The organism is Zoogloea ramigera (assembly GCF_006539865.1).
In the GTDB taxonomy this organism is placed as follows: domain Bacteria; phylum Pseudomonadota; class Gammaproteobacteria; order Burkholderiales; family Rhodocyclaceae; genus Zoogloea; species Zoogloea ramigera.
This window is the reverse complement of sequence record NZ_BJNV01000039.1, coordinates 1-23,525: the sequence shown is the minus strand read 5'-3', so window position 1 is coordinate 23,525 and position 23,525 is coordinate 1. Positions and strand designations below refer to the sequence as shown.

At 68.6% G+C, this 23,525-nt stretch carries 21 protein-coding genes and 1 CRISPR repeat array; of the genes, 7 read left to right on the top strand and 14 right to left on the bottom strand.

Annotation, left to right across the window (positions count from 1 at the left end):
* Positions 1-50: 50 nt before the first annotated feature.
* Positions 51-380 (bottom strand): divalent-cation tolerance protein CutA, encoded by a 330-nt coding sequence (cutA, locus tag ZRA01_RS11800; protein WP_141352410.1) that lies wholly within the window; start codon positions 378-380, stop codon positions 51-53.
* A gap of 223 nt (positions 381-603) precedes the next feature.
* On the opposite strand from cutA, the gene ZRA01_RS21030 reads away from it, so the two are divergent.
* A complete protein-coding gene (locus ZRA01_RS21030; protein WP_246093648.1) occupies positions 604-756 on the top strand; it encodes a hypothetical protein in 153 nt (50 codons plus the stop codon).
* Positions 753-1,085, top strand: a complete 333-nt coding sequence (locus ZRA01_RS11790; RefSeq protein WP_141352408.1) for a type II toxin-antitoxin system RelE/ParE family toxin — start codon at positions 753-755, stop codon at positions 1,083-1,085. The genes ZRA01_RS21030 and ZRA01_RS11790 overlap by 4 nt, the downstream gene beginning before the upstream one ends.
* 289 nt (positions 1,086-1,374) lie before the next feature.
* A CRISPR array of direct repeats spans positions 1,375-2,785; the repeat unit is 37 nt; unit sequence CCTTCAACGAAGTCCGACCATCAGGTCGGATAGCCAC.
* A gap of 125 nt (positions 2,786-2,910) precedes the next feature.
* On the opposite strand, the gene ZRA01_RS11785 is transcribed toward ZRA01_RS11790, so the two are convergent.
* From ZRA01_RS11785 to ubiU, 13 genes are all read right to left on the bottom strand, one after another.
* A complete protein-coding gene (locus ZRA01_RS11785; RefSeq protein ID WP_141352406.1) occupies positions 2,911-3,849 on the bottom strand; it encodes a type I-G CRISPR-associated protein, Cas3-extension family in 939 nt (312 codons plus the stop codon).
* Complete coding sequence (cas3g, locus tag ZRA01_RS11780) at positions 3,846-6,482, bottom strand: type I-G CRISPR-associated helicase/endonuclease Cas3g (RefSeq protein WP_141352404.1); 2,637 nt, start codon at positions 6,480-6,482, stop codon at positions 3,846-3,848. The genes ZRA01_RS11785 and cas3g overlap by 4 nt, the downstream gene beginning before the upstream one ends.
* A gap of 2 nt (positions 6,483-6,484) precedes the next feature.
* Positions 6,485-7,867, bottom strand: coding sequence for a type I-G CRISPR-associated protein Csb2 (csb2, locus tag ZRA01_RS11775; protein ID WP_141352402.1), 1,383 nt, complete (start codon positions 7,865-7,867; stop codon positions 6,485-6,487).
* Between the two features lie 11 nt (positions 7,868-7,878).
* Complete coding sequence (gene cas7g / locus ZRA01_RS11770; RefSeq protein ID WP_170182961.1) at positions 7,879-9,066, bottom strand: type I-G CRISPR-associated RAMP protein Csb1/Cas7g; 1,188 nt, start codon at positions 9,064-9,066, stop codon at positions 7,879-7,881.
* A gap of 155 nt (positions 9,067-9,221) precedes the next feature.
* Positions 9,222-10,004, bottom strand: coding sequence for an ABC transporter permease (locus ZRA01_RS11765; protein WP_141352398.1), 783 nt, complete (start codon positions 10,002-10,004; stop codon positions 9,222-9,224).
* Positions 9,997-10,932: an ATP-binding cassette domain-containing protein gene (locus ZRA01_RS11760; RefSeq protein WP_170182960.1), complete on the bottom strand. Its 936-nt coding sequence runs from the start codon at positions 10,930-10,932 to the stop codon at positions 9,997-9,999. The genes ZRA01_RS11765 and ZRA01_RS11760 overlap by 8 nt, the downstream gene beginning before the upstream one ends.
* Positions 10,929-11,537 carry a glutathione S-transferase gene (locus ZRA01_RS11755; RefSeq protein ID WP_141352396.1) on the bottom strand — a complete coding sequence of 203 codons (609 nt, stop codon included), beginning with the start codon at positions 11,535-11,537 and terminating at the stop codon, positions 10,929-10,931. The genes ZRA01_RS11760 and ZRA01_RS11755 overlap by 4 nt, the downstream gene beginning before the upstream one ends.
* A gap of 27 nt (positions 11,538-11,564) precedes the next feature.
* Complete coding sequence (locus tag ZRA01_RS11750; protein ID WP_141352394.1) at positions 11,565-12,206, bottom strand: alpha/beta hydrolase; 642 nt, start codon at positions 12,204-12,206, stop codon at positions 11,565-11,567.
* Between the two features lie 2 nt (positions 12,207-12,208).
* On the bottom strand, positions 12,209-12,517 hold the full coding sequence (locus ZRA01_RS11745; RefSeq protein WP_141352392.1) for a (2Fe-2S) ferredoxin domain-containing protein: 309 nt from the start codon (positions 12,515-12,517) through the stop codon (positions 12,209-12,211).
* Between the two features lie 61 nt (positions 12,518-12,578).
* Complete coding sequence (locus ZRA01_RS11740; protein WP_141352390.1) at positions 12,579-13,661, bottom strand: VanZ family protein; 1,083 nt, start codon at positions 13,659-13,661, stop codon at positions 12,579-12,581.
* A gap of 280 nt (positions 13,662-13,941) precedes the next feature.
* The gene (ubiT, locus tag ZRA01_RS11735) at positions 13,942-14,385 is read right to left on the bottom strand and encodes a ubiquinone anaerobic biosynthesis accessory factor UbiT (RefSeq protein WP_141352388.1); all 444 of its coding nucleotides are present in this window, start codon (positions 14,383-14,385) and stop codon (positions 13,942-13,944) included.
* 33 nt (positions 14,386-14,418) lie between these two features.
* Positions 14,419-15,324, bottom strand: coding sequence for a U32 family peptidase (locus tag ZRA01_RS11730; protein WP_141352386.1), 906 nt, complete (start codon positions 15,322-15,324; stop codon positions 14,419-14,421).
* A gap of 5 nt (positions 15,325-15,329) precedes the next feature.
* A complete protein-coding gene (gene ubiU / locus ZRA01_RS11725) occupies positions 15,330-16,343 on the bottom strand; it encodes a ubiquinone anaerobic biosynthesis protein UbiU (RefSeq protein WP_141352385.1) in 1,014 nt (337 codons plus the stop codon).
* A 178-nt stretch (positions 16,344-16,521) separates the two neighbouring features.
* Between ubiU and ZRA01_RS11720 the strand changes: the two genes are divergently transcribed.
* From ZRA01_RS11720 to ZRA01_RS11700, 5 genes are all read left to right on the top strand, one after another.
* Positions 16,522-17,514 (top strand): ABC transporter substrate-binding protein, encoded by a 993-nt coding sequence (locus ZRA01_RS11720; protein ID WP_170182959.1) that lies wholly within the window; start codon positions 16,522-16,524, stop codon positions 17,512-17,514.
* A 58-nt stretch (positions 17,515-17,572) separates the two neighbouring features.
* Positions 17,573-20,875 (top strand): EAL domain-containing protein, encoded by a 3,303-nt coding sequence (locus ZRA01_RS11715; RefSeq protein ID WP_246093649.1) that lies wholly within the window; start codon positions 17,573-17,575, stop codon positions 20,873-20,875.
* A 160-nt stretch (positions 20,876-21,035) separates the two neighbouring features.
* Positions 21,036-22,565: a high affinity choline transporter 1 gene (locus ZRA01_RS11710; protein WP_307724349.1), complete on the top strand. Its 1,530-nt coding sequence runs from the start codon at positions 21,036-21,038 to the stop codon at positions 22,563-22,565.
* 117 nt (positions 22,566-22,682) lie between these two features.
* Positions 22,683-23,330 carry a flavin prenyltransferase UbiX gene (locus tag ZRA01_RS11705; RefSeq protein ID WP_141352379.1) on the top strand — a complete coding sequence of 216 codons (648 nt, stop codon included), beginning with the start codon at positions 22,683-22,685 and terminating at the stop codon, positions 23,328-23,330.
* A gap of 4 nt (positions 23,331-23,334) precedes the next feature.
* Positions 23,335-23,525, top strand: a 191-nt coding sequence (locus tag ZRA01_RS11700; protein ID WP_174851610.1) for an LON peptidase substrate-binding domain-containing protein, incomplete at its 3' end; no start/stop codon positions are given.

Here is a 23,525-nt window from a genome sequence, read left to right as displayed (position 1 = left end):
TGTAGGGGCAGGCGCGCGGAGCGGCGCCCGCCTGGATCAAGAAATGGCGATCAGGCTTGCGGCGGTGTGGTTTCGGACGCCACCCAGGCCAGGTAGCCCGGCAGCCCGGCTTCCAGAGGGACCGCGATGATCTCGGGAAGTTCGTAGGGGTGGGCTTCGGCGAGAGCAGCTTCGAGCTCGGCGTAGCGCGCCCGGGTGGTCTTGATCAGCAGCGGCACCTCGGCGGCGGTCTCGATGGCGGCGTTCCAGCGATACACCGAGGTGCACGGCGCCAGGATGTTCACGCAGGCGGCGAGGCGCTGCTCCACCAGCAGCCGCGCGATGCGCTCCGCGCTGGCCGCATCGGGCAGGTTGGTAAGGACGAGGAGGGTGTCGGGCATGGGGAGGGTGCGAAAAGGAAACCGGAGCGAGAGGGTACACCGGAGCCGCGCTGTGCACGGACTCGACTCACCGCTTGCGCTCCGGGAAGCTTGGCTTGCCAAATTTTGCCAAGCTGTCCAGCCTGAAGCCATGAGCACGATGAACATTTCCCTTCCCGACGCCTTGAAGTCCTTTGTTGACGAACAGGTCAGCCAGCGTGGCTACGGCACCAGCAGCGGGTAGGTGCGCGAGTTGATCCGCAAGGATCAAGGCCGGCAGCTGCTGCGCAGCCTGCTCCTGGCCGGCGCTGCCACCACGCCCGCTGCGCCGGCCGACGGCGCCTACTTCGAGGGCCTGCGGGAGCGCGTGCGCAAGGCCGCCAAGGCCGCCGGGTGAAAGCCAGGCCAGTCGTCCCGCGTGAGCAGGCCAAGCGGGACATCGACGGGGCCATCGCGTATTACCTGGGTGAGGATGCAGTCCAAGCTGCGCTCGGCTTCATCGACGCCCTCGAGCAGGCCTACGCCCACATCGGAAGCCACCCGGCGCTGGGCTCCCCGCCTTACGCGCACGAGCTCGACCTGCCGGGCTTGCGCATCTGGCCGCTGAGCCCTTACCCGTATCTGGTGTTCTACGTCGAGCGCCCGGGTCATGTCGACGTCTGGCGTGTGCTGCACGGCCAGCGCGACATCCCGGCCTGGATGCAGGACCCCGACGTGAGCGATTGAGGCGGGTTGCCCGGGTGACGGGGACGCCGGCCTTGGTGTGGCGCGCAGATGCTCTGGTTGTGAGGGCATGAGCTTCGGTGACGCGTGCGCATCCTTCGGGGGCGGCGGCACATGCCTTGGTGACGGGGGAACATCCTTTCGTGAAGCGCGCCGATGCTGTCGTGAAGCGTGCATTTTCTTCATGCACAGGAGTGTCAGTAATTTTGTGTTCAAGGCGGTTTTGATTCTTCCCGCCCTGAAGGTCGGATAGCCACGACGCCCACGACGGCTACTTGCATATCCAGAAGCACCTTCAACGAAGTCCGACCATCAGGTTGGATAGCCACGGGTGCTGGATTCGGCCATCGTCGCCGGCACCATCCTTCAACGAAGTCCGACCATCAGGTCGGATAGCCACGCCGGTCAGTCAGGCTTTTGAGCTGGTCAGGGGTCAGCCTTCAACGAAGTCTGACCATCAGGTCGGATAGCCACATCGTCATGCTCGACGGGATCACGAAAATTTTGCCGCCTTCAACGAAGTCCGACCATCAGGTCGGATAGCCACACCCCCGGCACGATCATCGACGACCTGCGCCCAGGCCCTTCAACGAAGTCCGACCATCAGGTCGGATAGCCACGCAGTGGAGACGTCTGCACGGCGGCGCGGATCGCTTCCTTCAACGAAGTCCGACCATCAGGTCGGATAGCCACTTTCCAGCTCTCTAAATCGCCCCTTGCGGAGTGACCTTCAACGAAGTCCGACCATCAGGTCGGATAGCCACTTTCGTCTGCCTTTTTCAGTCTTCCGTATTTGCTGGTCCTTCAACGAAGTCCGACCATCAGGTCGGATAGCCACGAGCGCCGGGATCGAGGCGACCGCCCACTTGACCATCCTTCAACGAAGTCCGACCATCAGGTCGGATAGCCACGAAATCAGGATTTCCGCAACTTCGGCGCTTGGCTTCCTTCAACGAAGTCCGACCATCAGGTCGGATAGCCACGGCGGCGGCTGGCCCCAGGGGGGCGTGCTGCGCATCCTTCAACGAAGTCCGACCATCAGGTCGGATAGCCACCGGGACACCAGATCGGCAACGGTCTTGTAGGTCGACCTTCAACGAAGTCCGACCATCAGGTCGGATAGCCACTCGCAGCCCGTTGATCGGGCGAGCCTGGAGCAGGTCCTTCAACGAAGTCCGACCATCAGGTCGGATAGCCACAGCCGCCTTGATGCGCGGATTAAGCTGCTTCAAGTACCTTCAACGAAGTCCGACCATCAGGTCGGATAGCCACGAAGCCCACAACAAGATCATGGGAGCCAAGCAATCCTTCAACGAAGTCCGACCATCAGGTCGGATAGCCACAGACGCTGGCCGATGCGTAGCGCTTGAAGATGCGGCCTTCAACGAAGTCCGACCATCAGGTCGGATAGCCACGGTGGGCCGGGTGTACGTGCCCCTCACCGCCGATCCTTCAACGAAGTCCGACCATCAGGTCGGATAGCCACCAGATGCCGAATCCAGTCCGCATCCGCCGGCGCGTTCCTTCAACGAAGTCCGACCATCAGGTCGGATAGCCACAATATCGTCGCGATGAAAAGCATTACGGCAGCGTTCCTTCAACGAAGTCCGACCATCAGGTCGGATAGCCACGTCGCCTCTTCCACGAACTCACGCAGCGGCCGCAGCCTTCAACGAAGTCCGACCATCAGGTCGGATAGCCACCCCACATCGGCAAGCCTCTGATGCACAGCGGAAAAACTGGTCGTTTGCGCGAACCCCCAACATCCAGGGGCTGGCTTGCGACCGGGTGGAGTCTGGGTTGGGCAATTCATTGATCTGATTCGACTTTACCGGTGCGCTAACCTGCCGGGGTTCAGGTGGGTGCTCAGGGTTCGCGCGGCGGGCAGGAAGAATCCGAATTTCCCGATATTGGTTCGCTGGGATGCCCACAGGCCGGCGACGCCGGGCAACTGTAGCAGGGACGCCACCGGGCGGCTACGCACCAAGCGCACTTCAGGGGCGCTGAGCGGGAGGCTCCATTCTGGCCAGGCGTAGGCCTGCCGGTTCGGCCAGCCGGTGGTTTGGGCGCGGCCGTTGCCATCGGGCAGCACGGGGTGCCAAGGCAGTGACTCGACGGCTAGCCAGACAAGGCCGGGTTGTGCCAGAGGCTTGGTATAGGTTGGGGCGATGGCGGCTTGCCCGTGGGCCGTGAGGGTGGCCGGGTCCCAGCCGAAGCTGTGCTGTTCGGCATACGGGCCGCCGAAGAGGCTGTTTTTCCAGAGGGTTTCGAGGGGAGCTTCCTTGCGGCCGCGCTTGCGGTCCGTGTCGAGGCGGGCGGCGAGGTTGCGGAACTCCTTGCCTAGCTCCTGGCGGGCTGATGAGAAATCGAAGGCGGTGCGGGCGATGAAGCCATTGTCGGTCACCACGGCATCGGTGGCGAAGCCGGCCAGGAAGCCGAGGGCGCGCGGGTTGTCGACCAGCGTGGCAGCGGCGCGGTGGTAATCCTCGGGGCGGATCTCGCGCAGGTGCACAACTGGCGCCGGCGTGCCGCCGCCGGTGCCCACTTTGAAGTTGAATTCCGGCGCCTGATGCCGGCCGCGCATGTGGTCGGCGAGCAGGGCGAGGAGGGCGGAGGTGTCGATGCCGCCTAGCAGGGCATGGCCGTTCTGCCAGCGCAGGTTCACGTCGAGGCCATGGTCTTCGTGCAGCACACGCAGCAGCCCGAGGGCGGCCATGAAGCCGAGCGGGCTGCCGATCTGGATGCCCGTGAGTGCCACCGTGTTCATGCGTTATCTCCTGCGGCTTCTTCAATCGATGCTCGGGCGTCGGCGGTGCGCAGCAGCCATTCGCAGCGGGCCAGTTGCCAGGGGCCGTGCTCGTTCAGGAGCCTGGCATAGAGCGCGAGCCAGCCGCTGCCAAGGGCGGCGATCGCGGCACCGTCGGCAGTGCTGTCGACACAGGGCACGAACCATGGGCGCCCGTAGCCGTGGTGGCTGCCGACCAGATAGCGGACCAGCGGGGCACTCGGGGCTTCGTAGGCGAGGCTCGCGAGTTCGTGCCGGAAGCCGCGGGGGAGGCCGGACTCCCGATGGGCGTTCAGCCGGTCGGCGGGCAGGCGCTGCGCGGACTTGGCGAGCAGGGGACCAGCTGCTGCCGCGAGAGCGTTGCCGTGGAGCATGCGCTGCATTCGTGGCTCGCGCTTGCCGGCGTCGTGTATCCGGGCGGCCGCCAAGATGGGGTTACGCTGCGGATGGTGGCCGGCGAGTGCGGTGGCCCAGCGGGCCACGTCGCCGTGGTGGATGTCCAGGGGCACCGCGATGCCGGTCTCGATCACGCCGTGCTCTTCGGTGATCCCTGCGCCGCGCAGCAGCAGGCCGCCGGGGTAGGTGTCGATGGTGAAGTCCACCCCGAGCCGGCGGATCCAGGGGTGGCGGCTGGTTGCGAGTTGTTCGCGCAGCGTATGGAGGGTGTCGTCCAATGCCGATTCGGCGTCGGCGCGCAGGTCGGTGTCTTCCTGCGCGTCGAACTGGGCCCGGGCCTGGAGGGCGGCGAGCAGCGCGGCCCGGAGGTTTTCGCGCGGGTCGATGCTGGCGAGCCGTTCCGGCCACAGGCGCAGCAAGGGGGCCGGTGCTTGCCGGCCCTCGGGGGGCGCGACGTGGCATTGCTCGGCCAGATCCTCCACCGGCCGGGTGGCGTTGGGGGCCCAGCCCCATTCGTCGCAGCCGCCCCAGGTGGCCGGTACGATCAGCGTGTCACCTGGCTGGATCTCGTCGGCGGTGACGAGGCCGCTATCCTCCAGCCCACGCCAGCGCAGCGCGAGACGGGCATGGCCGGAGGCGGTGTGGGGTGTGCCTTCGTTGGAGGGGCTGTGATCGAGGTCGCAAAGGCTGTCGTCGAGCTTGTGCTCACCACGGAGCCAACGACGCACGGCCGACAGGGGCATGTCGAGGGACTCTGCGCGCATCGGTGGCATGGCCGCGACGCAGTCGCGCCAGTGCTCGCTCGTGGTGGGGTCGAGGTCGGCCCGCCAGACGAGCGTGACTTCGGCTCGCGGTGGTTGCGGCCCGTGCAGCCAGGGGGCAACGTCGATTTCAGGGGCGTAGGGTCCGCTTTGGGCCAGCAGGTGCAGGTGGGCGGGCAGCAGCGTGGCGATGGCGGCCGCTTGCTCGGCTGGGGGCGGATTGGCAGTGATGGCCGTGCTCAGCGCGGCCAGGCCCATGTCGATGGTGCCTCCCGCCGCTTGGGCGTTCAGCCAGGCCCAGGCCTTGGCGCCGTCGTCCCCATAGACCGGGTCGGTCTTCTTGCCCTTGCGGTTGAGGATTACGGCGTGGGTTGCGCCGAGTTCTCCCAGCCGATCGAGCCGGCCAAATCGCTGACGCAGGGCCGAGAGGGAGGCGGATTCGGAGATGATGGCATCGAAATCGAAGTCGGCACCGACTTCGACGGTCTGGGTGGCGACGACGCATAGGGCGGGCTGGTCGGCGCTGCGGTGGCGTCCCGCCTTGAGTTCGGGCAGGTAGTTGGCCAGCAGCCGCTCCCGGTCCAGGCCGCGGCTGCGGCCGATCAGCAGGATGCAGCGCTCGCCGCGTTTCTTGAGGTTTTCATATAGCAGCCGGGCCGTCGCTACCCGGTTGACGATGACGCCGAGCTTGCGGCCGGGTTTGCCGAGGCCGAGGGTGATGGCTTCGGCAAGGGCTTGCCCGACGAACTTCATATCGTCGCTCGCTGCGTCAATCAGGCGGGTGAGTTTGCGGGCGGCGAGGCGGCGGGCGATCAGGGGATGGGCATGGTCGTCGGCTTCGAGCCCAAGGGCGTCCGGCGATGGATCGGCAAGGGTTGCCGACATGGGGAGAATGGTGATGTCGGCGCCCGAGCGGCGCAGCGTGGTGAGGGTGTGAAGGAAGGGGGATGAGAGGTGTGCCTCGTCCACGACGATGAGTGTCTGCGATGAGAAAAAGGCGCTGTGCAACGGCCAGCGCCGCGGGCTCACTCCGTAGCCGCGGCCCAGGAGGCGGGAGCCGACTTGGTCGACCGTAGACAGCACCACCGACAGCCGATCCGGATAGAGCACCCAGTCGTCGTCGCCAAACAGCCCGCCACGCAGGCGTACGATCTGCAGCGGGCCGAGTCGATCCCGGAGTTCTGCGAGTTCGGGCTTGTTTTGCAGTGCGGTGTCGATGCGCAGGGCACGTTCATGGACTTCATCGACCACGATCCGACGGTCGACGACGAACACGATGCACCGCCAGCGCCCCGCGAGTGCCCCCCAAATGGCTGCGTCGATCGCCGCGCTCTTGCCTAGCCCCGTCGGGACGGTGATGGCGAGATCTGATCCGGGTGCCAGCCGGTCTGCCAGCCGGCGCTGCCAAGGAAATGGGGGGTGCTCGTTGACATGCTGGAAGAACGCCTCGAATTGCATGCTCAGTTCTCTTGTGGAAGCGGGCGGAACAGGCCGATCCCGAAATGTCGCCCACGGCCCGCGATGACCGGACCGCACAGGGCTTGGGCAAACCTTACCCGGGCGTGATAGCGGGGATAGGGCGAGGGGACGTCGAGGGCGCGCGGTGCCCCTTGGAAGTCGGAGGTGTGGCGTACGGTGACTTCTACCGGCGCCGGGTAGCCCGCATTGACCAGTGATTGGGTGATGGCGCTGGCGATTGCCTCGGGCGTCTTGCGCTTCGGCGTGCGGTCGAGGATCACCGGGGTGACCGTTGACCAGGTGGTGGCCCCCGTCCGCCCTGCACACCAGGTGGAAGGGTGGAGTGCCTTCGGCAATCGGGCTGAGACGAGGACAGGCTCCAGGCGGGCCACTTGCCGGTCGGGCAGGATCACGCTGTGCAGCATCGCGAGCGCAGCCATGAGGGCCGAGTCGTCTTCCGGGGCAAGGCCGCCGGGCAAGGCGATCGCAAAACCGATGACGTGGCCGGTGGCGTGCGGGTGGCCCACATCGGAGATGGGCAGGAAAGCCAGGTGGCTGCAGGTGTGATCATGGCCGTGGGCGGCAACTGGCGCGTTGTTGCCGAGAAGGGCGAGGAGGGCGCGCCGCACGCTCCGTGCGAGGGGCTCCGGGGTATCGATTCCCCAACTGGCCCCGCGTAGTCGCCAGGCGAGCCAGCGATGGGAGGCGGGACGAACTTCGGGCAGCGTTGGATGCCTGGCGGAATAGCCTTGTAGATGCTCTGCCTGCGGGAGGGGGCGACGGAGCATGGAGCCGCCCTGGGCGTGCGTGCGGTCCAGCTCGTCCAGACGGCCTGCCCGGGTAACGCGAAGAAAGCGCTCCGGTTGGCTCTCGTCGGGGATCCAGTCGGGCGTGGAGGTCGGCTCGGCGCGCGAGAAGCGGCCGACGACCATCGAGTGTGATGTGCCGACATGCGTCATGCTGGCAGCGAGCTTATCGAGTTGGCGCAGCTCTGCGTCGTTCACGTCCTCCGACCAGACGTAGCGGACGATCGGTTCTCCCAACATGAAGGCGGCGGGAAAATACCTTTCTGCGTGAAGAGGGCGCGCTGGATGGGAGGATTTTCTCTTGTCGAAGAAGGAGTCGATGTCGTTGACAGGCACGTAACGCTTGGGGGACGGGGAAACGTCGGCCTCTGGGCAGAAGATCATCGGCGACGGCAGGGTTTCCAGCGTCTGCAGCGCAGCGACGCTGTCGCCGTCGATGCCGCCCAGCCGGCAATGTGCCGCGGCGACCAGCGCGGAAAATACGCGCGAGGGGCTCGGCGGCCACTCCGGGTGGGCGGGGTCGTCATGGGTTGCCGCAAAGCAGCGGGCGAGGGGAAACGCCAGTTCCAGCTGCAACATGGCAGAGCTCCTCACTCGCCGCTATCGTCGCCGCTACCTGCCGCGATACGACTCCGGCGGACCAGTGCGGTGAGGCGGTCGTCGGCGGTCAACTCAAGATCGGCTTTCCAGGCAAGCCCGTGGCGTTCCGCGTTGCCCAGCGCCTCTTCAAGAAGCTTGAGGGCGTCTTCGGCTCCCAGATCAAAGCGGGTCACATCGTCCAGGGTTCGTCCGATCACTTCGAGTTTGGCCGACGAGTGTGGCACCAACTCGCAACGGGAGCGCAGCCGATAGCCCGCTTCGTTCTGCGCAAGCAGGCCGTAGAGCCCCAGGGCTGCCAGTACGGTGCGCGCCGCGAGGTTGCGCGATGCGTCGATTTCGCCGCTGTCCTCCGGGAATCCCAATTGCCGGAGGCCTGAGCAGGAGAGTAGGCTTGTTTGCCTCGCCATGCTTATCGAAGCAGCTCGCGGCTTGTCGGTCGAGAGCACGCTGCCAAATCCGAATTCGCTGGGTTTTCGGCTCTTGTCCTTGGCGCCCTCGGCTTTGAGTTCGAAAAGGCGCCCCGAGCCTGGCGACGCAGCGACGAGCTCGGCAGAATTCTTGCGGATGTCCATTGGGTCGGTCTTCGTCGCCGACACGTTCACCGGAACTGCATCAAGGCCGATGATTTCACTGGTCAGGAGACGGGGCAGCTTTGCTGCCTGGGGGCCTCCCGCGGCATGACTGTCCCAGGCGCCAAGGAGAAGTGTCACCGGAGCCTGCTCGAAAAGGGCAGTGGCGTTGGACGGTCGTGATGCCCGGATGCGCTGCCCGATCGGGGTTTCGAAGAACGGACTTTCGCCGAGGGTCGAGCACTGCAGGGTCACATCGAAGATCCGATGGGAGAGCTGAAGTACCGAGTAGTCAGGCTCGTCCGGATCGGTCGGAAAGGTCACGCGAATATCGGGGTAGGCAAGTCGCTGCTCCGTCTTGGCGGACAGGATGACCTGCTCGATTCGATTTGCCTGACTCTGGACAGAATCCAACACGACAACGTCGCGCACCGAACCATCAACCCAAGCCTTTCGAAAATCGATGTGGGGGCTGCCATCTTTGTCGATGGCGGCATAGGTCGGCGGAAAGACGAGGCCATCGGCAGTCAGTGGCGATAGATCGACATTCAAGCGGATGACGGAAGCGTTGGATGCAGCGTCCTGCAGGTTTGTCAGGGTCATGCTCATGAGCGGCTCCATGGTCTGGTTCGATGCTTTGAGGTTATACCATGGAGGTGCGGGTGGGATCCCCCAATCCTGGGTGGGACCGCGTTTGAGGCTTGGTCGCTCCATCCCCGCGGCTTTCGCCCGCGTTGCAGGATGGGGGGAGCTCGCCGCAGCCCTTACTTCAGCAGCCGCCGCCGCGTCAGCCCCAGCGCCAGCCAGAAGGCCGCTACGGTGATGCCGGCCAGCACGGCGAGGTGCAGGCCGATCTGCCCGGGCATCTGCCCGAGGAGCAGTGGGCGCACCAGGGCGACGGCGTGGGACAGGGGCAGCCACTGGGCCACCGCGCGCACCGCGTCGGGCAGCTGGCCCTGGGGAAAGAACACGCCGGAGAGCAGGGTCATCGGGGTGATGACGAGGGTGAAGTAGTACATGAAGAAGTCGTAGCTCGGCGCCAGCGCGGTCATGATCAGGCCGAGGGCGGCGAAGCACAGGCCGGTGAGGAAGATCACCGGGATCACCGCCAGAGCCAGCGGCGACGCGGCGAAGCCGAAGGCGGCGATCACCGCGAGGATCGCCACGCCGGCCAGGCAGGCCTTGCTGGCAGCCCACAGCAGCTCGGCGGCGACGATGTCGTCGAGGCTGACCGGGGCGTTCATGATGGCTTCCCAGGTCTTCTGGGTGTGCATCCGCGAGAAGCCGGAATACAGCGCCTCGAAGGTGGCGGCGTTCATCGTTGAATACGCCAGCGTGCCGCCGGCCAGGAAGGCGATGTAGGAGACGCCTTCGACCTCCGGCACCAGCATGCCGAGGCCGTAGCCGAGGCCAAGCATGTAGATCACCGGGTCGGCCAGGTTGCCGACGATGGAGGGCAGGGCGAGCTTGCACCATACCAGGAAGTTGCGTCGCCACACGGCAAAGAGGCGCAGTGACAGGCGGGGCGGGGCGAAGTGATCAGTCACGGAGGTCACGCCCGGTGAGCTTGAGGAAGACGTCCTCGAGGTTGGCCGGCCGGTGCAGGCTGCGCAGGCCGGGCTGGTGGGCCAGGTGGGCGAGCAGCGGGGCGGCGTCGGTGGTGTAGCAGAAGGCGGTCTCGCCGCTCACCTCGCAGCGCTGGCACAGCGCGTGGGCGTGGGCGGCGGCCCAGGCGGCGGCGCCTTCGCCCTGCCATTCGCCGAAGATCTCCACCACCTGCGGCTCGATGTGGGCGGCGATCACCTCCCGCGGGCTGCCCTGGGCCAGGATGCGCCCGGCGTCCATGATGGCCAGCCGGTTGGCGAGGCGCTCGGCCTCGTCCATGAAGTGGGTGGTGAGCAGGATGGTGGTGCCCTCGGCGGTGAGGCGGCGCAGGCGCTCCCAGATCAGGTGGCGGGCCTGGGGGTCGAGGCCGGTGGTGGGCTCGTCGAGGATCAGCAGCTCGGGGCGGTTCACCAGCGCCCGGGCCAGCGTGAGGCGGCGCTTCATGCCGCCGGAGAGCGACTGGATGCGGGCGTTTTCCTTGCCTTCGAGGCCGGCGAAAGCCAGCAGCTCGGGGATGCGCGGGCGCACGTCGCGCTCGGGCAGCCCGAAGTAGCCGGCAAACACGAGCAGGTTCTCGGCGCAGGTGAAGTCGGGGTCGAGGCTGTCGAGCTGGGGCACCACGCCGACCCGGGCGCGGGCGTCGCGGGCGCGCTCGGGCACCGGCAGGCCGCACAGGCGGATGCTGCCGGCGGTGGCGGCGGTGAGGCCGAGGGCGCAGCGCAGCGTGGTGGTCTTGCCGGCGCCGTTGGGGCCGAGCAGCGCGAAGCATTCGCCCGGGGCGAGGGAGAGGTCGAGCCCGCGCACGACCTCGCGGGCCTCGGCCCCTTCGCCGAAGCGCTTGACCAGGCCGCTGATCTCGAGGGGGCTCACGCGGCGGGCGGGGCCGTGGTGGTGAAGCTCGGCCGCGCCAGCAGCCCGGCGGCCCAGGCGGCAAGCTGCGGGTGGGCGGCCCGCCAGCCCAGGTGGGCGAAGCGGAGGTCGAGGTAGCCGAGGGTGCAGCCGATGGCGATGTCGGCGATGCTGAGCGCCTCGCCGGCGCAGCCCTTGCGCTGGGCGACGCGCGCCTCGAGGGCCGTGAGGCCGCGGCTGATCTTGCCGAGCTGGCGCTCGATGGCGGCCGGGTCCTGGCGTTCCGCCGGGCGCATGCCCTCGAGGAAGGCCGCCACGGCGGCGTCGGTGATGCCGTCGGCCAGGGCCTCGGCCTGGCGCACCGGCAGTGCGGCGGCGCGGTCGGCGGGCAGCAGGAGCGGGCCGGCCAGGGTGTCGAGGTATTCGGCGATCACCGGCGAGTCGAACCACAGCTCGCCGTCGTCGGCAACCAGCGCCGGCACCTTGCCGAGGGGGTTGTAGCTGGGCACCCGGGTGTCGGCCAGCCAGGGGATGTCGACTTCGAGTTCGAAGGGCAGGTTTTTTTCGGCCAGGGCGACGCGGATCTTGCGGGCGTAGGGGCTGGTGAGCGATGCGACGAGTTTCATGCTGTCTCCGGTGGGGGCGGTGAAGGCTTAGGGCAGCGGGCTCCAGCTGCGCTCGATGATCTTGCGGATGACGTGCAGGCGGCCGTGGAAGAAGTGGTCGGCGCCGGGCACCACCACCACCGGCAGCTCCTGGGGTTCGGCCCAGGCCAGCACGTTGTCGAGGGCCACGGTTTCGTCCTTTTCGCCGTGGATCACCAGGCTGTGGTCGGGCACCGGCAGGGTCGGGTAGCTGCGCGCGCCGCTCACCTCGCCGGCGGCGGTGCCGACCAGCACGATGCGCCCGGCCGGCGTGACGCCTTCGGCCAGCCGCGCGGCGACGCGGGTCTGCACGTAGCCGCCGAAGGAGAAGCCGCCCAGTGCCAGCGGCAGGCCGCCCCAGCGGCTCTGGGCCCAGCTGATCACGGCCAGCATGTCGTCGGTCTCGGCGACGCCGTGGTCGTGCGTGCCCTCGCTCTTGCCCACGCCGCGGAAGTTGGGCCGCAGCGCCGCGTAGCCCAGGTCGCGGAAGATGCGGGCCAGGGTGTGGGCGACCTTGTTGGTGTTGGCGCCGTGGAAGAGCGGATGGGGATGGCACACCAGCGCGATGCCGCGCACGCGCTCGGGGGTGTCGATGATCAGCTCGATACGGCCGGCGGGGCCGTTGATGAGGGCGGTCTCGGTGGCGGCCATGGTCAGATCTTCAGGCGTTCGACGACGCGGCCGTTTTGCAGGTGCTCGGCGATGATCTCGTCGATGTCATCCTTGTCGATGAAGGTGTACCAGGTTTCATCGGGGTAGACGACCAGCACCGGCCCGTTGTCGCAGCGGCCCAGGCAGCCGGCCTTGTTGATGCGGATCTGGCCCTTGCCGTTGAGGCCGAGGGCGCCGATGCGGTCCTTGGCGTAGGTCTGCAGGGCCACGGCGTCGTGGTTGGCGCAGCTGGTTTCGCCCTCGGCGCGCTGGTTGCAGCAGAAGAAGACGTGGTGCGTGAAGTAGCTCATGGGGGCTCCGCGGTGGCTGGGGAGTGGTAAATCGGGAATGGGAAATTGGGGGGATTATCGATCAATCGCCGCGCCGGCGCATCGTGTCGCGTGCGGCGCCGAGCAGGCCGAGGTAGGCGAAGGTGATGAAGGGCCACAGGCTGGCGGTGAGCTCGGTGAGGCCGTGGAAGTTGAGGAAGTTGCCTTGCCGGAGCAGGGCCGCGTCGCTGGGCAGGAAGGGGTTCTCGGGGGCCAGGTTGACCAGCGCAGTGCCCACCAGCAGCGCCATGCCCGCCAGCATGCCGTGGGCGCCGGCGGGCAGCAGCAGGCACACCACCAGCACGGCGGCGCCCGCGGCGAGGCCGATCTGCCCGCCCGGGGTGGCCCAGTGCAGCGGGTCGCCCGGCGAGAAGAAGGCGGCCGCGGCAAGTGTCTTGGCGCCCAGCCCGAGCAGCACCAGCAGCACGATGGGCCATGGGCTCCATTCGCGCATCATGCTGCGCGCGGTGAGCCCCACCGCCACCAGCTGGCTGGCGGCGATGGCAGCCTCGACCTTGACGAAGCGCGGCGGGTTGAACTGCAGCGGGGAGGGCAGGTCGAGCAGGCGGTGCAGGTCGCCGGTGGCGAACAGCAGGCTCTCGGGGGTGAGCAGGGTGAGCAGCCACAGGCCGAGGATCACCAGCCCGAGCTCGCCCACGTGGCCGGCCACGATGCGCCGCTTGCGCCAGCGGGTGAGGCCGCTGCGGGGGTCGAACAGGCGCCCGCCCCAGCGCCCGCCGGCCAGCGCGCCGAGCACGCCGCCCAGCGTGTTGCAGCCCACGTCCACGTTGGACGGCACTCGGCTGGGCAGGAAGTTCTGCAGCGTCTCCACCGACAGGCTGAGCAGGAAGCTGCCGACGATCGCCCCCAGCACCGCCCACCCCCGCGGCAGCCGCCCCATCAGCGCGGCGGTGAGCGCGAAGCTGAAGGGCGCGATGCCGATCACGTTAACGGTGAGGTCGACCCAGGTGTAGTAGCGCGGCCACGGCAGGGTGAGGAAATCGAACACCGGCAGCCCCGGATCGCGCCAGCCGGCAAAGGGGTGCAGGCAGGCGTAGATGATCAGCAGCCCGATGGAGGCAGCGACATAGGCGGCGAGGGGGGAGCTGCGGTAATGCGCGGGCATGGAGCGGGAGAGTGGCGCGGTGCCTGCATTCTAGCCGCTGGGCCCGGGCAGGGGGCGCCGGAGGGCGGTGGCGGGTTTTCCGTGGGGCTTTCGGCAGGCTGCCGTGGCCGAGACCGGCTGGGGAGGCCGGTGTGTCGGCAGCTCGCGGATGGCGATCCGCCGCGCTCATTTGTTCTGCGTCGGGCCGGGCGGGGCGAGGCCCGACCGGGGTTGAACACTTGCGCCACCGCCGGCGGGCCGTCAGCGGATGGCGTCCGGCCGGTTCGGCGCGCGGTCTGGATCAGCCGTGCCGGAGCATACCCGGCAGGCGCGTGGTCAGCGCGTCCCAGTCGACGGCGTCGAGGGTGTTCTTGACCAGCAGCCCGAGGTCGGTCTCGCCCTCCATCAGCAGGCGGCGGCTGAAGAAGAGGGTGTCCGGGTCTTCCTCGCGGAGGGCCAGGGCGAGGTAGTCACGGGTGGTGGCGGAGATGGTCAGGTCGGGCTGGCGCGAATCGAAGAGGGGGCGGAAGCCGCGCGGGGTGAGGGTGAAGCGCAGGGCCAGGCCGGCGTCCGTCACCTTGAGCAGCAGGCGCTTGCCGGTGAGGGGCTCGAGCGGCTCGCGGGGCAGGATGCGATCCAGCGCCAGGTTGAGCCCGCCGACCAGGGCGAGGGTGGGCGGCAGCTGGGGCAGGCGGGCGCCGACTCGGGCGAACGGGCCGGGCAGCGTGAAGGCGGGGATTTTCATGGGTGGGGCCGTTTCTGGGTTGAAGGTCCGGCTTCAGTGGATGACCAGTTGCTCGACCCCCGGCCGGCCGTGCCAGAAGCCGTTGCAGGGGGCTTCGGGGAGCAGGGGGATGGCGTCCTGCAAGGCATCGAGGGGCGGTACGAGGCCGTCGATGGCGTTGCGGAACAGCTGGATGATCTGGCCGGTGTGCTCGCCCTGGGGGCTGATGCGCAGGATCTCGAGGCCGTCGGCGACCACCGCGGGCAGGTCGGGGAGCAGGGTGTGCACGTGGGCCGATTGGGTCTGGATGCCGTTGAGGGTGAGGAAGGGCGCGCCTTCGCGGGTCTTCAGCGGGATTCCGTCGGCGAACTCGAGGCAGCGGAACTCGCAGCTGTCCTTCTGCAGGTTGTAGTGGCGGGCGGTGAAGCAGCGCGCCGAATAGGCCAGTGGCAGGCGGCCGTGGGCGAAGAGCTCGACCTCCATCTCGCGGCCGAGGCCGGCGCGGAGTTCGGCGATCTGCTGGCGCGACATCTCGGGCGGGGCCGCCCAGCGGGTGGCGCCGAGGTCGGCGAACAGCCCCAGGGTGGCCGGGTTGAAGATGTTGAGGGTCGGGCCGGCGACCCAGTTGCGGGCGGGGCTGTCGCCACCCGACAGCAGGTGCACGGCGCCCATGTCGTTGGCTTCGACGCGGAAGCGGCCGTTGTCGATGATGCGGCGCAGGGTCTTGAGATCGGATTCGGATTCGACCAGCACCTGGCTCGACAGCACGACCTCCTTGCCGGCGGCGGCGAGCATGTCGGCCACCTCGAGCCAGTCGGGCAGGCGCAGCTCGTGGCGGCGCGAGCAGACGGTCTCGCCGAGGTAGACGATATCCAGCGGCGCCTCGGCCATGTCGGCGTAGAAGGCGAGGGTGGACTGGCGGGGCCAGTAGTAGAGCAGGGGGCCGAGGGCGAGTTTCATCGGGCTCATTTCCAGGGGCGATAGTAGGCGCCGAGGGTGTGGCTCTGGCCCTCGGAGACCTTGTTGAGGTCGGCCATCCAGGCCGGCTCGATGCGGAAGGGCGCCTTGCCCTGCTGCAGGCGGTCGATGGCGGCGCGCCACACCTGGGTGACCTGGGCCACGTAGGCCGGGCTGCGCTGGCGGCCCTCGATCTTGATCGCCGAGACGCCGATGCGGGCCAGCTCGGGCAGCAGTTCGAGGGTGTTGAGGCTGGTGGGCTCCTCGATGGCGTAATAGGTTTCGCCGTTCACGTCGAAGCGGCCCTTGCACAGGGTGGGGTAGCCGGCCCGCTCGCCGTCGGCGAAGCGGTCGATGAGGATGCCGTTGAGGCGGGTCTCCATGCCCTTCGGCGTTTGCTCCCAGCGCACGTGCTTGCCGGGCGAGCAGGCGCCCTGGCAGTTGGGCGATTCGCCGGTGGCGTAGGCCGACAGGGCGCAGCGGCCCTCGACCATCACACACAGCCCGCCGAAGCCGAAAACCTCGATCTCGACCGGGGTGTTGGCGATGAGCTGCTCGACTTGCGCCATCGACAGCACCCGCGGCAGCACCGCCCGCGAAATTCCGAAATGTTGGTGGTAGAAATTGATGGCGTCGTAGCTGGTGGCCGAGCCCTGCACCGACAGGTGCAGGCGCAGCGCCGGGTGGGTCTTGCGGGCGTAGGCCATCAGGCCCGGGTCGGCCAGGATGATCGCGTCGACGCCGGACTCGGCGGCGCGGTCGACGGCGGTGGTCCAGTTTTTCCAGTTGCCCGCCTGGGGGTAGGTGTTGAGGGCCACCAGCACCTTGCGGCCGCGCTGGTGGGCGTAGCGCACGCCCTCGGCGATGGCCTTGTCGTCGAAGTTGAGGCCGCTGAAGTTGCGGGCGTTGGTGGCATCCTTGAAGCCCAGATAGACGCAGTCGGCGCCGTGGTCGACGGCGGTCTTGAGGGCGGGGAGGCTGCCGGCGGGGCAGACCAGTTCGATGGGGCGCGCGGGAGTCATGGGGGAGAAGATGGGGCTGCGAAATCGCGCAAAGACTTTAGGCGGGGTGCCATTTCAGGGCCTTGACCACGGTCAATGGTCCTGCGGCGAGGCCTATCAGACCCTGTTCCCGTCGTGGGCATCCGGCAGGAGCCGAGGCATACTGCGACGTCCGCGTCATATTTCAGTCAGATCCACCATGCCATCCCTGCGTCGTCGCGCCATTTCCCTCGGGCTCGGGAGCTCCCTGCTCCTGGCCGCCGGCGGCTGCAATCGCAGCAGCCGCGAGCCGATCAAGTTCGCCACCAACCCCTGGCCCGGCTACGACCCGCTCTACGTGGCGCGCGACAGAGGTTTCTTTGAAGAGGTGGGGCTCGACGTCACGCTGGTCGATCTCACCTCGCTTGGCGCCTCGCGGCGGGCCTTCGAGCGGGGCCAGGTGGATGGCTGTGGCGCGACGCTGGTGGAGATCCTGCTCACCGCCGACCAGTCGGGCACGCGCCCGCAGATCTCCGCGGTGGTCGACTATTCCAACGGGGCCGACGTGCTGGTCGGCGAGCCGCGCATGTCCGGGCCGGCGGGCCTGCGCGAGCGCCGGGTCGCGATCGAGCCGGGCACGCTGCACATCCAGCTGCTGGCGCTGGCGCTGGCCTCGGTCAAGCTGTCGATCCGCGACGTGATCCTGGTGCCGATGCCCCAGAACGCCATGCCCAACGCGTTTGCCGAGGGCCTGGTGAGCGCCGCCGTGTGTTTTCCGCCCGAGTCCAACCGCATCCTCGAGGCCGGTGGCAAGGTGCTGTTCCATAGCGGCCAGGTGCCGGGGCAGGTGATCGACACCCTGGTCTTCGATGGCGCCTTCGTGAACCGCCGCGGCTCCGACGTGCCGGCCTTCGTGGCGGCCTACTACAAGGCCGTCGCGCTGATGGCCAGCCAGCCCGACGAGGCCCACGCGATCATGGCCCGGCGCGAGAACATGAGCGTGGCCGAGCTGCGCCAGACCCTCGCCGGCATGCATTTCGTGTCCCGCACCGAACAGCCGGCCCTGCTGGCCCCCGGCGGCCCGGTGGAGCGCTCCCTCAACGAGCTGCAGGGCGCCATGATGGCCCTGGCCCAGCTGCGGCAGGCCCACAACCTCAAGGATTTTCTGATCGCCCGCGAGTTTCTGGCGGCGGATTTCGGAGTGCTGGCGTGAGCCGCGCGCCCATGCCGGCCTGGCAACGGGGCGAACGGGGGCCGCGCGCTTGAGCGGTGTGTTCATCTCGCTGCGCTGGCGGCTGGTTGCGCCGCTGCTGGCCCTGTGGGCCGTCGGCATCGTGCTGCTCGTCAGCGTGGTGTATGCGAGCATCCTCGAGCGCTTCCAGACCCTCGTCGAGGAGCGCGCCGATGGCATCGTCGCGGCGGTCTTTTCGGCCGCCGAGACCGCCCGCGACCCGGCCGACCTGCGGCGCTTCCTGTCGTCCCTGGGCGCGGCGCGGGACGTGCAGCGGGTCGCCCTGGTGGCTGGCCGGCCGCTCCGGGTGGTGGCCTCCAGCGACCACAGCTGGCACGACCAGCCCCTCGCTGCGCTGCCCGACCCGGCCCTGGCGGAGGCCATCGGCCGCGTCAATGCCGGCCGCAAGGCCGAGCGGCGGCTCGATTCCACCCACCGGGTGCTGGAGGTGCTCGAGCCCGTGCTGCTGGTCGACGACGGCCACGAGAACGGGCGGCTCGCCGATGGTGTGCTGCTGCTGCGCCTCGATGCCTCGGCCCTGTGGTGGGCGGCGCGGGACACCGTGCTGTCCCTCAGCCTGTGGCTGGGCGGCATCCTCAGCGCGGTGGCGGGGCTGATCCTGCTGATGGTGTCGCGCTACGTGCTGCGCCCGGCCGACCAGATCCGGGCGGCCCTCGGCCGTCGCCAGGCCGGCGGAGTCGACATCGACGTGCCGGTGGGCCGGCGCGACGAGCTCGGCGAGCTCGCCGCCGCCCTCAACGAGATGCTGGACACCCTGCGCACCCGCAACCGCCAGCTCGCCCGGGCCCGCGACCAGCACCTGGCGATGCTCGAGGGCTTCCCGCACCTGGCCTGGCGCGCTGGCGTGAGTGGTGAGTGCGACTGGTTCAACCGGGCTTGGCTGGCCTTCACCGGCCGCACGCTCGCGCAGGAAGCCAACGGCGGCTGGGTCGAGGCGGTGCATCCGGACGACCGGGAGGCCTGCCTCACGGCCTACCGGCGCGCCTTCGAGGCCCGCGAACCCTTCGTCTTCGAATATCGCCTGCGAGCGGCCGACGGCAGCTACCACTGGATCGCCGACCACGGCGCGCCCATCCACGACGCCGACGGCGTGTTCACCGGCTACGTGGGCTCCTGCTACGACCTCCAGCCGGCCCGCGACAACGCTCGCGACATCAAGCGCATGACGCGCCTCTACCACGCGCTCTCCGACACCAACAAGGCGATCGTGCATACCCGCGACGCGGCCACCCTGCTGCCCCAGGTGTGCCGCATCGCCGTCGAGTTCGGCGAGCTCGACCTGGCCTGGATCGCCTTTCCCCGCGGGTCCGGGCGGGAGCTGGTGGTGGAGGCCATCTACCAGCGCGCCGGCCGCCGGCCCATCGCGCCGGCCGAGCTGCGCTGCCGCCAGCCGCTCGAGGCGCTGCTCGCCCGGCCACTGATCGTCAACGAGCCGCAGGCGGCCCCCGGCGCCGCGGCCTGCGAGGGCTGCGTCGCCAGCGACCCCGACAGCTCCTTCGCCTTCTTCCCGATCCGCATCGCCGACGGCGGCGCCGACGCCGACGGGGTGCTCGCGCTGCGCAAGAACGAACGCGACTTCTTCGACGAGCACACGGTCCGCCTGATCGAGGAGCTCACCGCCGACGTGGCCTTCGCGCTGCGCAGCTATCGCCGCGAGGATGTCCTGCGCCTCGCCGCCAAGGTCTTCGAGAACAACTCCGAGGGCATCGTCATCAGCGACTGCGAGCGCCGCGTGGTGATGACCAACCGGGCCTTCGCGACGCTCACCGGCCACGCCGAGGAGAGCGTCCGGGGCACGGTGCTCGAGCTCTTCGACCCCCTGCATCACCCCGAGGGTTTCGTGACGATGGTCCGCGAGCAGGCCGCCGAGGCCGGCGCCTGGCAGGGCGAGGTGTGGCTCCGCCGGGCGGGCGGCGAAACCTTCCCGGCGGCGCTGTCGCTGAGCGTGGTGCAGGGCGACGAAGGCCAGGTCACCCACTACGTGGCGGTGTTCTCTGACGTCAGCCAGCAGAAGGCCGACGAGGCGCGCATCCGCTTCCTGGCCAGCCACGACTTCCTCACCGGCCTGCCCTCCCGCGCCGAGCTGGCCACCATGATGGGCGAGGCGGCGGCCCTGGCCGACCGGCTGGAGCGCCGGCTGGCCCTGTGTTTCCTCGACCTCGACCGCTTCAAGAACGTCAACGACACCCTCGGCCACCACGTGGGCGATCAGCTGCTGATCGAGGTGGCGCGGCGCCTCGAGAGCGTGCTGCGCCCTGGCGAGAGCGTGCTGCGCCACGGCGGCGACGAGTTCGTCGTGCTGATCCCCGAGGGCGACGACGGGGCCGGGCTGCGGGCCGGCGCCACCCGCCTGCTGGCGGCCCTCGACGAGCCCTTCCGGCTGGCCGGCTGCGAGTTCAGCCTGTCCACCAGCGTCGGCGTGGCGGTCTACCCCGACGACGGGCGGGATGCCGAGCTCCTCCTCGACCGGGCCGACATGGCCATGTACCGGGCCAAGGAGGCGGGCCGCAACGGGGTCGAGTTCTTCACCCCGGGCATGGACTCGGTGGGCGGCGAGCGCCTGTCCCTCGAATACGCCCTGCGCGGCGCCCTCGACCGCGACGAGCTGGTGCTGCACTACCAGCCGCTGATGTCCGCCGACGGCCGCTTGGTGGGCGCCGAGGCCCTGGTGCGCTGGCAGCACCCTGAGCTGGGGCTGCTGTTGCCGGGGCGCTTCATCGCCATCGCCGAGGAGAGCGGCCTGATCCTCAGCCTCGGCAAGCGGGTGCTCCACGCGGTGTGCGCCCAGCTCGCCGCCTGGCGCGCTGCCGGCCTGCCGCTGGTGCCGGTGGCGGTCAACATCTCGGCGCTGCAGTTCCGCCGCGCCGACTTTGTCGACAGCATCGCCGCGGCCCTGCATCGCCACGACATCCCCGCCGGCCTGCTGACCCTCGAGCTCACCGAGAGCATGGTGATGCGCGACGTCGAGCAGGTCGCCCGGCAGCTCGCCGAGCTCAAGGCCCTGGGTGTCTCGATCGCCATCGACGACTTCGGCACCGGCTACTCCAGCCTCGCCTACCTCAAGCGTTTTCCCCTCGACAAGCTCAAGATCGACCAGTCCTTCGTGCGGGAGATCAACGCCGGCCCCGAAGATCGGGCCATCGTCGCCTCCATCGTCGGCCTCGGCCACAATCTGGGTCTCGAGCTGGTGGCCGAAGGCGTCGAGACCGAGTCGATGGCCAGCACCCTGCGCCAGCTCGGCTGTGATGCGCTGCAGGGCTGGTGCTACGGCCACGCCGAGCCGGCAGACATCTTCGCCGCGCGCCTCGAGCCGGCCGCCTAGCCCCACGCCGGGCAGCCCGCGGGCGCCGGCGGTGCGCGTCAGGTGGTGGCTTGAAAGCGCCCCTTCGGCCCACGCGCCATCCGCTCGCGCCAGTGGGTGCACGGCGCCCCGGTTTCCAGGATAATCCGCGGATTCTTCAACGCTTTTTCCCTGTCCGCGCATGCTGCTCTGGTTCGTCATCGTTTATTGGCTGATCTCGGTGGGCATCGGCCTGCTTGCCGCCACGCGGGTGCACAACACCAAGGATTTCGCGGTGGCCGGGCGGCATCTGCCGTTTTACATGGTCACCGCCACGGTGTTCGCCACCTGGTTCGGCTCCGAGACCGTGCTGGGCATCCCGGCCACCTTCCTCAACGAAGGCCTCCACGGCGTGGTGGCCGACCCCTTCGGCTCGTCCATGTGCCTGATCCTGGTCGGGTTGTTCTTCGCCGCGCCGCTCTACCGCATGAACCTGCTGACCATCGGCGACTTCTACAAGAAGCGCTATGGCCGCGGCGTGGAGGTGCTCACCACGCTGGCCATCGTGGTCTCCTACCTGGGCTGGGTGGGCGCGCAGATCACCGCCCTCGGGCTGGTCTTCAACGTGGTGTCGGGCGGCGAGATCAGCAAGCTGGCCGGCATGTGGATCGGCTCGCTCACCATCCTCGTCTACACCCTCTACGGCGGCATGTGGGCGGTGGCGGTCACCGACTTCCTGCAGATGATCATCATCGTGATCGGCATGCTGTGGATCGGCGGCGAGGTGAGCGGCATGGCCGGCGGCGTCGGGGTGGTGGTGGAGCACGCGATGAACGACGGTAAGTTCAACTTTTTGCCGCCCGCCGAGCCGAAGGAGGTGATCGGCTTCATCGCCGCGGCGGTCACCATGATGCTCGGCTCCATCCCCCAGCAGGACGTCTTCCAGCGGGTGCAGTCGGCCAAGTCCGAGAAGATCGCCGTGTGGGGCTCGGTGCTCGGCGGCGGGCTGTATTTCGTGTTCGCCTTCGTGCCGATGTTCCTGGCCTACTCGGCCACCCTCATCGACCCCGACATGGTGGCCCGGCTGATCAAGTCCGATTCCCAGATGATCCTGCCCGAGCTGGTGCTCACCAAGGCCCCACTGGTGGCCCAGGTGTTGTTCTTCGGCGCGCTGCTGTCGGCCATCAAGAGCTGCGCCTCGGCCACCCTGCTGGCGCCCTCCGTCACCTTCACCGAGAACATCCTGCGCCCGGCGCTGCCCCACCTCACCGACCGCAAGCTGCTGTTCTGGATGCGCGTGGTGACGCTGGTCTTCACGCTGCTGGTCACCGTCTACGCCATGTACTCCAAGGCCAGCATCTTCAAGATGGTCGAGAACGCCTACCAGGTCACCCTGGTCTCAGCCTTCGTGCCCCTCGTGTGCGGCCTCTACTGGCGGCGGGCGACCAACCAGGGCGCACTGCTGTCGATCTTCCTGGGCATCGCCGTGTGGCTCGCGGTGCACCTGGCCGGCGGAGACGACCCCCTTTGTCCCGGCCCAGCTGGCCGGCCTCATCGCCAGCGCGGTGGGCATGGTGGTGGGCTCGCTGATGAAGCAGTTCGTCCACCACGACATCCACGTGCACGACCGCCTGCGCCACGGCCACCACGCCGCCGACAGCCACGGCGTCGCCCACGAGGGCATCGGGGTGATCCACCGGCATTGAGGGGGGGCGGAGTGGGTAATGGGTAGTGGGTAATGGGTAGTGGGTAGTGGGTAGTGGGAAGTGGGAAGTGGGTAGTGGGCGCCTCCCTACTTCCCATTACCCACTCCCCATTCTCTCCCCGATTTCAACCAGGGTTTTCCATCATGACGCTTGCTACCTCCGACACCAAAACCATCGCCGTCGCCCTCACCGGCGCCTCGGGCATGCCCTATGGGCTGCGCCTCGTGGAGTGCCTGCTGGCGGCCGGCTGCCGGGTGTGGCTGCTGTATTCCCAGGTGGCGCAGATCGTCGCCCGCCAGGAGATGGATCTCTCCCTGCCGGCCCGGCCCTTCGACGTGGAGGCCCAGCTCAGCGCCCGTTTCGGCGTGGCGCCGGGGCAGCTGCGGGTGTTCGGCCGCGAGGAGTGGTTCGCGCCGCCGGCCTCCGGCTCCAACCCGCCCGACGCGATGGTGGTGTGCCCGTGCTCGATGGGCTCGCTGGCGGCGATCGCCGCCGGGCTCGCCAGCACCCTCATCGAGCGCGCCGCCGACGTGGCGATCAAGGAGGGGCGCAAGCTCGTGATCGTGCCCCGTGAGACCCCGTTTTCGGTGCTGCACCTCGAGAACATGCTGCGCCTGGCGCGGATGGGCGTGGTGATCCTGCCGGCCAACCCGGGCTTCTACCACCACCCGCAGAGCGTGGGCGACCTGGTCGATTTCGTGGTCGCCCGCATCCTCGACCAGCTCGGCGTGGCCCACGCCCTGATGCCGCGCTGGGGCGAGGACGCCCGCGACAATCAACGCGAGGAGTAAGGCGATGAGCAACACCGTCGACGCCGTCGAGATCCCCATCTTTCCCCTCGGCACCGTGCTGTTTCCCGGCGGGGTGCTGCCGCTCAAGCTCTTCGAGGCGCGCTACCTCGACATGGCGGCCCGCTGCATGCGCAGCAACTCGCCCTTCGGGGTGTGCCTGATCAGCGAAGGCGGCGAGGTCGGCGAACCGGCGGC